The sequence below is a fragment of the Pseudomonas sp. GM60 genome (genome assembly GCF_000282415.1).
Lineage (GTDB): Bacteria > Pseudomonadota > Gammaproteobacteria > Pseudomonadales > Pseudomonadaceae > Aquipseudomonas > Aquipseudomonas migulae.
On record NZ_AKJI01000140.1, the window covers coordinates 1 to 6,674 of the forward strand.

Here is a 6,674-nt window from a genome sequence, read left to right on the forward strand (position 1 = left end):
AACTTCATTGACGTGATGGTGAACATCGACGGCAGTGATGGAGCAGCTGACGCCCCGTGCGTGGGCGTGATGGTTCTGCCGTCGGCAGGCCGGGGGTGGTTTTACACGGGGGGCGAGACGGGCAGCAATCCAGCAAACAATCCAGATCCCTGTAGGAGCCGGCTTGCCGGCGATAGCGGTGGATCAGTCCCACCCTTCATTGACGGGACGGACGTCATCGCCGGCAAGCCGGCTCCTACAGAGGATTGCGTTGGGCTTGGGGGTTAGCTGGCGTCTTGCGCAGTAACAAGGGCTGCTACAGGAACTACCCGGCGGAAAGCGATTTGGATGCAGTGGCCAAAAAAAAATAACTGAATGCTTGTGGCGCGATCAGGTCCGACGCCGAACAAACTTGCGCCACAACCAGACCCACAGCATGAACAGCGGGAACGCGAGGATCAGGAAGGGCAGGGCGTAACTGGTTTTTTCCAGTGCATCGGCGGCGCCTTCGGCCAGGTTGTCGAGCAAGTTGCTGAACGCCTGGCTCAAGTGCGACGAGCGACTGCTGGCACCGGTCGGCAGGAACGACAACGTGACCCGATTGGTGTCGAGACGCCGCTGGTGCCCGGCGGCAATCTGCGCCAGGGCTTGCAGATCGTTTTCGATCCCGGCCTGCTCTTTGCTCAGGGTGATCAGATCGGTGACGCTGATGTCTTTGCGGGTCGCCAGTTCATCCAGGCGCTGCTGTTGAGCCTTGAGTCGTTCCTGGCGTCGGCGGGTGTCGTCCACGGCATCGGCGAGGTCTTCGGCGCTGGTGATCCGCTGACCCAGTTCGCCACCCTCGGCGGCCATCGCCACCAACGGCTCGACGCCGGCAGGGGCAATGCGCAAGGTGATGTCGGCGCGGCTGGCGCCTTGCTCGATACGCAAGACATTGCAGGCACCGAAGCGTGCGGTTTCGCACGCCTCACGGGTGGCCTGTAAACGCGGGGCGATTTCTGCCTGGGGCAGCAACAGCTGCAATTCGTGTTCATAGGCCAGCATGGCCCCGCCACGCCCTTGTTCACCGGCTAGACTGGCCGATGACGAGTGGTCGCTTGGCGAGCAGGCACTTAGCGCCAGGCAGGCCAGAATGAAACCGACGGTACGAAAAAGTGCGGCGCGTTGGCCATCCTGTTGGCGCATGTTCTTTCCTTGAAGTGTACTGCGGGGGTATTAGAAGAGTGCCCCGGGATCGCGCATCTTACCTGCATCGATCCGCCAAATGGCAGGGAACGTGACCTTTGCCCGCTCGTCTACCGACTACCTGTTCGTCTCGCCAGGAGCGCGATATGTATCAGCTATACGGACACCAGAACTCCGGCGCCGCCGCCATCGAAGCCGCGTTGGAGCTGTGCGAGATTCCTTACCGCTTCATCGACGTCGAGTTATCCACCGAGGCGGCCCACGCGTTGGAGAAGATCAACCCGCTGAAGCAGATTCCGACCCTGCAACTGCCTGACGGCAGCGTTCTCACCGAAAGTGCGGCGATTTTGATTCATCTCGGGTTGACGTTTCCCAAGTCGAAACTGCTGCCGAAAGACGCCGCCGAGCGCGATCAGGCGATCCGGGGGCTGGTGTACATCGTCACCAATTGTTATGCGGCGATCGGCATCATCGATTACCCCGAGCGCTGGTTGCTCGTGGCGGACAAACCCTCGCGGGACAACCTCATGGCCGGCGCTCGCGAGCGGTTGCACTGGAGTTGGGAGGTGTTTGCCGATCAGTTCTCGGGCGAGTTGTACCTGGGCGATGAGACGCCCGGTGCGCTGGATGTATTGGCGGCGGTGATCTCGCGGTGGGCGGGCACCCGGGAGCATTTGCGCAGTGCCCGGCCCGGTTTTTCCGCCTGGCTTGAGCGAATCGACCGGCACCCGACGTTGGCACCGGTTTTTGCGCGGCATTGGCCGTCCTGAACAGCGATGACCCCTGTAGGAGCCGGCTTGCTGGCGATGGCGGTGCTTCAGGCGACATATTTATGGTCTGATAGGACGCTATCGCCAGCAAGCCGGCTCCTACAGGGCTCGCATTACTCGCCGCGAATGTACTGCTCCAGCTGGCGGATCAGTTCTGCCTGTTCCGCAATCGCTTCCTTGACCAGGTCGCCGATCGACAGCAAGCCGATCAACTTGCCGTTCTCCACCACCGGCAGGTGGCGCAGGCGCCTGTCAGACATGATGCCCAGGCACGTATCGACGGTTTGATGGGTGTCTACGGTGATGACGGGCGACACCATGATGTCGCGCACCGGCGTGCCCACGGAAGAGCGGCCATGCAGCACCAGTTTGCGTGCGTAATCACGTTCACTGATGATGCCCAGCACTTCGTCATTCTCTACCACCAGCAAGGCACCGACGTTCTTCTCGGCCATCTTCATCAGTGCTTCGAGCACCATATGATCGGGTTTGATCTGGTGCACTTCCTGATTTTTCTGATCTTTCAACTTGAGCAGTTGGGCGACGGTTTTCATGGTGGCTTCTCGGGTGTTGTCGTTGTTCTTGAAGAATCGTAGACCCGAGCGCCGAGGGCAAGGCAGAAAACGGCAGATAACGCGCAAAAAACGTCATTCAGCCGTTTTTCTTCGATAAACCTCACATTTTCGAACACACCACCGACCTGTAGGAGCTGGCTTGCCAGCGATGGTCGTCAACGATAACGCGTGCTGACTGGTTAAACGCGGTGGGTTGGAGTCCATCGCTGGCAAGCCAGCTCCTACAAGGGATCGCATTCCAGAGCAGGCGTTCACTGCTATTGGCGGGAATGCCGCGTAGAATTGCGCTCTGAATCAGAGGTGAGGTTGCAGTGGTGGATTTACAGCGGGGCTTCGTCCTGACCCGGCATTGGCGCGATACCCCGGCCGGTACGGAAGTCGAGTTCTGGCTGGCGACCGACACCGGTCCCCAGCGTATTCGCCTGCCGCATCAACCGTCGGTGGCGTTCATCCCCGCCGAGCAGCGCGAGCAGGCTGAACAGGTGCTGCACGGCGAAAAAAACGTCGAGCTCAAACCCCTGGCCCTGCTGGATTTCGAGCATCGCCCGGTGCTCGGCCTGTATTGCCAGCAACACGGTCAGCTGATGCGCCTGGAAACCGCGCTGCGCAAGGCCGGCGTCGAGATGTTCGAGGCCGACGTACGCCCACCGGAACGCTACATGATGGAGCGCTTCATCACCGCGCCGGTGATCTTCGGTGGCACACCTGATGCCGAAGGCCTGCTGCTCGACGCGCAGATGAAACCCGATCCCGACTATCGACCGACGCTCAGGCTGGTGTCCCTGGACATCGAAACCACCGCTCAGGGCGATCTGTATTCCATCGCGCTGGAAGGCTGCGGCGAGCGCCAGGTGTACATGCTCGGCCCGCCCAACGGCGACGACAGCAAGGTCGACTTCCAGCTCGAGTATTGCGAGTCGCGCACCCTGCTGCTGAAAAAGCTCAACGAATGGTTCGCCCGGCACGACCCTGACGCGATCATTGGCTGGAACGTCGTGCAGTTCGATTTGCGCGTGCTTCACGAACACGCCCGACGCCTGGCTGTGCCGCTGAAACTGGGGCGCGGCGGTGAGGAAATGCAGTGGCGCGAGCACGGCAGCCGCAACCATTACTTCGCCTCGGCCGCCGGGCGATTGATCATCGACGGCATCGAATCCCTGCGCTCGGCGACCTGGAGTTTTCCATCGTTCAGCCTGGAAAACGTCGCGCAAACCCTGCTCGGCGAAGGCAAGGCGATCAGCACGCCGTACCAGCGCATGGACGAAATCAACCGCATGTTCGCCGAGGACAAACCGGCGCTCGCCACTTACAACCTCAAGGACTGCGAACTGGTCACGCGGATTTTCGCCAAGACCCAATTGCTCACTTTCCTGCTGGAGCGGGCCAGCGTGACCGGTTTGCCGGCGGATCGCAGCGGCGGTTCGGTGGCGGCCTTCACGCACCTGTACATGCCGCTGATGCACCGCCAGGGTTTCGTTGCGCCCAACCTCGGCAGCAAGCCTGCACAGGCCAGCCCCGGCGGATTTGTCATGGACTCGCAGCCGGGCCTGTACGAATCGGTGCTGGTGCTCGACTACAAAAGCCTCTATCCATCGATCATCCGCACCTTCCTAATCGACCCGGTGGGCCTGATCGAAGGGCTCAAGCATCCCGAGGACAGCGAGTCCGTGCCCGGTTTTCGCGGGGCGCGTTTTTCCAGAACCCGGCACTGCCTGCCGGTCATTGTCGCCCGGGTCGCCGAGGGCCGCGAAACCGCCAAGCGCGAACACAACGCACCGTTGTCCCAGGCGCTGAAGATCATCATGAACGCCTTCTACGGCGTGCTCGGTTCCAGCGGTTGCCGTTTCTTCGATACGCGTCTGGCCTCGTCGATCACGTTGCGCGGGCACGAAATCATGCTGCGTACCCGCCAACTGATCGAAGCCCAGGGGCACACGGTGATCTATGGCGATACCGACTCGACGTTTGTCTGGCTGCGCCGCGCCCACGGTCAGCAGGAAGCGGCGCAGATCGGCCACGCGCTGGTGGATCACGTCAATCAGTGGTGGCGCGTGCATGTGCAAGAGGAGTACGGGCTGCAAAGCGCATTGGAGTTACAGTTCGAAACCCACTACAAGCGCTTTCTGATGCCGACCATTCGCGGTGCGGAGGAGGGCAGCAAGAAGCGTTATGCCGGGCTGGTCACGCGTGACGACGGCAGCGACGAGATGGTCTACAAGGGGCTGGAAACCGTGCGCACCGACTGGTCGCTGCTGGCCCGGCAATTCCAGCAAGAGCTGTACACGCGGATCTTCCATCGCCAGCCCTATCAGGATTATGTCCGCGAGTACGTGCGCAAGACCCTGGCGGGCGAGTTCGATGATCGCCTGATCTACCGCAAGCGCTTGCGCCGGACCCTGGATGACTATGAGCGCAACGTGCCGCCGCATGTCCGCGCGGCGCGGATCGCCGACGACTACAACGATCAACAGGGCCGTCCGCGGCAATACCAGAACGGTGGCTGGATCAGCTACGTGATCACCGTCGCCGGGCCCGAGCCGCTGGAGATCCACAGCGCGCCGATCGATTACGACCACTACGTCACCCGGCAACTGCAACCGGTGGCGGATGCGATTCTGCCGTTCGTGGATGACGATTTCTCAACCCTGATTGGGGGGCAGTTGGGCCTGTTTTGAGTCCAGCAGCGATAACGTCCAGTCATCCGGAATCCCATGGAAGTGCCGCATCAGCGCTTGCTGGAACAGGCTGTCATCCGGGGCGAACTGCGCGAACAAGGTCATCGACGAGCGGAACTTCAGGTTGTCCGGATGGCCGAAAATTTCGATGATGGAGCGTTCCGGAATATCCAGCACCAACTGCGTGCAGGTGCGCAGCCGTGGGCCCAGCTGCGCATGCTTGAGGTACGCCGAAGCCTCCTCTCCCGAGTGAATGGCATATCGTTGCGACATTTCGCTGCCGCCCAGGCCGATGAATTGCGGAAAGATGAACCACATCCAGTGACTGCGCTTGCGGCCCGCAACGAGCTCGTTTTTCACCCGTTCGAATACCGGGTCCTGCGCCCGTAGAAAGCGTTGCAGATCAAAGACGTCGAGCTGATCGGTGCTTCTCATGAGAAGCCCTCTGACAGAACCGCGATGGCTCAGACCATGGCCAGTCGCTGTTTGCGGTGTGGCGCGTGAAACGCGTGGTCCAGCGCCTCCAGATCCCCGGCTACAAGCTTCAATTGCGCGGCATGCGCATTCAGTTGCACATGCTCAGGTCGGACCGCCTTGGGGATGGCAATGACTCCATCCTGCCGCAGAATCCATGCCAAGGCTACCTGGGCCGGTGTCGCCGCGTGACGGGCGGCCACCTGCTTTAGCGTCGGGTGAGCGAGCAAACTCCCGCTCTGGCCGATGGGACAGTACGCCATCAATGGCTGACGATGCTGTTGGCTCCACGGCAGTAAATCAAATTCTATTCCACGCTCCTCAAGGTTGTAGAGCACTTGATTGGTGGCGCAGGCCGGGGAGGCCAGTTCTTGCAGGTCATCCACGTCGAAATTGGACACGCCCCAACGGCCGATCTTGCCGGCCTCGCGCAGGCGTTCGAATGCCTCAACGGTTTCTTCAAGGGGGTACTGACCGCGCCAGTGCAGCAGGTATAAATCGATGTAATCGGTGTTCAACCGCCGCAGGCTGCGTTCGCAGGCCTCGGGGATGCCCTTGCGGCTGGCGTTGTGCGGATACACCTTGCTGACCAGAAACACCTTGTCGCGCAGGCCGGCAATGGCTTCGCCGACGACTTTCTCGGCGCCCCCTTCGCCATACATTTCTGCGGTGTCGATCAAGGTCATGCCCAACTCGATGCCCAGGCGCAACGCGGCGACTTCCTCGCGGTGTCGAGCGCGATCTTCACCCATGCGCCAGGTGCCCTGGCCGATAACCGGTACGTTGATGCCGGCCAGTTCGAGAGTCCGCATGCAAAGCTCCTTGATGTCATTCGGTCGATACTTCGGTTGGCAGCAGAATAGCCCATGGGTTCCCCGGGCTGTAGGTGTCAACGATAACGCGGGCTGTCTGAACAAACGCGTTGCCCAGACGTTTTTCGCCGGCAAGCCGGCTCCTACAGGGGGCACGCACGCTTTTGATTTTCACCACTCATCAGGCCGAGCGTTAGCTCGCCT

At 61.1% G+C, this 6,674-nt stretch carries 6 protein-coding genes; 2 read left to right on the forward strand and 4 right to left on the reverse strand.

Annotated features, from left to right (window positions below; all coding sequences use genetic code 11):
• Positions 1-369: 369 nt before the first annotated feature.
• Entirely contained in the window at positions 370-1,164 is a 795-nt protein-coding gene (locus PMI32_RS02755; protein ID WP_008034498.1) for a DUF4349 domain-containing protein, read from the reverse strand.
• A gap of 146 nt (positions 1,165-1,310) precedes the next feature.
• On the opposite strand from PMI32_RS02755, the gene PMI32_RS02750 reads away from it, so the two are divergent.
• Positions 1,311-1,934 carry a glutathione S-transferase gene (locus PMI32_RS02750; RefSeq protein WP_008034499.1) on the forward strand — a complete coding sequence of 208 codons (624 nt, stop codon included), beginning with the start codon at positions 1,311-1,313 and terminating at the stop codon, positions 1,932-1,934.
• A 113-nt stretch (positions 1,935-2,047) separates the two neighbouring features.
• Here PMI32_RS02750 and PMI32_RS02745 read toward each other — a convergent pair whose 3' ends face one another.
• A complete protein-coding gene (locus PMI32_RS02745) occupies positions 2,048-2,488 on the reverse strand; it encodes a CBS domain-containing protein (protein WP_007944798.1) in 441 nt (146 codons plus the stop codon).
• Between the two features lie 335 nt (positions 2,489-2,823).
• Here PMI32_RS02745 and PMI32_RS02740 point away from each other — a divergent pair, with 335 nt between their 5' ends.
• Positions 2,824-5,184: a DNA polymerase II gene (locus PMI32_RS02740; protein WP_162130736.1), complete on the forward strand. Its 2,361-nt coding sequence runs from the start codon at positions 2,824-2,826 to the stop codon at positions 5,182-5,184.
• Here the strand turns inward: PMI32_RS02740 and PMI32_RS02735 are convergent.
• Positions 5,149-5,619, reverse strand: a complete 471-nt coding sequence (locus PMI32_RS02735) for a DUF1810 domain-containing protein (protein WP_008034513.1) — start codon at positions 5,617-5,619, stop codon at positions 5,149-5,151. The two genes, PMI32_RS02740 and PMI32_RS02735, sit on opposite strands and share 36 nt — an antisense overlap.
• 29 nt (positions 5,620-5,648) lie before the next feature.
• Positions 5,649-6,470: an aldo/keto reductase gene (locus PMI32_RS02730; RefSeq protein ID WP_008034522.1), complete on the reverse strand. Its 822-nt coding sequence runs from the start codon at positions 6,468-6,470 to the stop codon at positions 5,649-5,651.
• Positions 6,471-6,674 lie beyond the last annotated feature (204 nt).

Bases quoted from the DNA above. Each gene is read 5' to 3' on its own strand.
- PMI32_RS02735 (WP_008034513.1), bottom strand. From the start codon at position 5,619: ATGAGAAGCACCGATCAGCTCGACGTCTTTGATCTGCAACGCTTTCTA.
- PMI32_RS02730 (WP_008034522.1), bottom strand. From the start codon at position 6,470: ATGCGGACTCTCGAACTGGCCGGCATCAACGTACCGGTTATCGGCCAG.
- PMI32_RS02755 (WP_008034498.1), bottom strand. From the start codon at position 1,164: ATGCGCCAACAGGATGGCCAACGCGCCGCACTTTTTCGTACCGTCGGT.
- PMI32_RS02750 (WP_008034499.1), top strand. From the start codon at position 1,311: ATGTATCAGCTATACGGACACCAGAACTCCGGCGCCGCCGCCATCGAA.
- PMI32_RS02745 (WP_007944798.1), bottom strand. From the start codon at position 2,488: ATGAAAACCGTCGCCCAACTGCTCAAGTTGAAAGATCAGAAAAATCAG.